Raw genomic sequence first — 1552 nt, 5'->3', positions numbered from 1 at the left:
ATAAGAGACAGGCCGAGAGGGGCGGGGGGACCGGCGAGGCCGGGCCGGGCGCCCCGCGCAGTGTCCGCGTCGTCCTGATGGCGCTGCTGATCACGATCATGCTGGCCATGCTGGACAACATGATCATCGGAACGGCGATGCCCACCATCGTCGGGGACCTCGGCGGCGTCGAGCACCTGTCCTGGGTGGTCACCTCGTACACCCTGGCCACCGCCGCCTCCACCCCCCTCTGGGGCAAGGTCGGTGACATGTACGGCCGGAAGGGCGCCTACCTCACCGCGATCGTCATCTTCCTGGTCGGCTCCGCGCTCTCCGGCCTCGCGCAGAACATGGGCGAGCTGATCGGCTTCCGCGTCATCCAGGGCCTGGGCGCCGGCGGTCTGATGGTCGGCACGATGGCGATCATCGGTGACCTCATACCGCCGCGCGAACGCGGCCGGTACCAGGGCATGATCGCCAGCGCGATGGCCCTGGCCACGATCGGCGGCCCGGCGGTCGGCGGCGTCATCACCGACCACCTCGGCTGGCGCTGGACCTTCTACATCAACCTGCCCCTCGGTGCCCTCGCCCTCGCCATGGTCACGGTGGTGCTGCACCTGCCGAAGAAGCGCGCCGCCGGCCGCATCGACTACCCGGGCGCCGCGCTCCTCACGCTCGGCATCACCGCGATCGTCCTCGTCACCACCTGGGGCGGCACCGAATACGCCTGGGGCTCCGCGCCGATCGTCGGCCTGATCGTGGTGGGCGTCGTCGCGCTCGCCGCGTTCCTGCGGGTCGAGGCGCGCGCCGCCGATCCGGTGCTGCCGCTGCACCTCTTCCGCAGCCGGAACTTCACGCTGGTCGCCGTCATCGGCTTCATCTCCGGGCTGGTGATGTTCGGCGCGATCGTCTACCTGCCGCTGTTCCAGCAGGCTGTCCAGGGCGCCTCGGCCACCAACTCCGGGCTGCTGCTGCTGCCGATGCTGCTCGCCATGACGGTGGTCTCGCTGCTCGTGGGCCGGGCCACCACCCGCACCGGCCGCTACCGGATCTACCCCCTCGTGGGCAGCGCGCTGATGGTGACCGGACTGCTGCTGCTCTCCCGGATGGACACCGGCACCTCGCGGATCACCTCCGGCGTCTGCATGGCGCTGTTCGGCGCGGGCCTCGGCTTCCTGCTCCAGATCACCATGCTGGTCGCCCAGAACAGCGTGGAGCTGAAGGACATGGGCGTCGCCTCCTCGACCTCGACCCTGTCGCGCACGCTGGGCAGCTCGTTCGGCGTCGCCGTCATGGGGGCGCTCTTCACCAGCCGGGTCCAGGACGAGATGGCCGGGGGCGGCGGCTCGGCGGTGACGGCCGAGTCGGCGCAGCTCGACGCCGAAAGCCTGGCGGCCCTGCCGGTGGCGGCCCGCGAGGCGTACCAGCACGCGGTCGCGTCCGGCACCCAGGCGGCGTTCCTGGTCGGCGGCCTGATCGCGATCGTCGCCCTCGTCGCGGCCTGGTTCGTGCAGGAGGTCCCCCTGCGCGGCGGCCCGCCCGCCCGGAAGCCGGACGGCTCCCGCCGCGGCCC

1 protein-coding gene is annotated in these 1552 nt (G+C 71.9%); it reads left to right on the top strand.

The genetic code is table 11. From position 1 onward, the window contains the following. Positions 1–74: 74 nt before the first annotated feature. Positions 75–1552, top strand: a 1478-nt coding sequence (locus ACSNOC_RS27690; RefSeq protein WP_436750321.1) for an MDR family MFS transporter, incomplete at its 3' end; no start/stop codon positions are given.

It is taken from the genome of Streptomyces sp. URMC 129 (assembly GCF_051386415.1).
Classification (GTDB): domain Bacteria; phylum Actinomycetota; class Actinomycetes; order Streptomycetales; family Streptomycetaceae; genus Streptomyces.
Note: the sequence above shows the minus strand (reverse complement) of the source record. Positions and strands in the feature narration are given on the sequence as shown.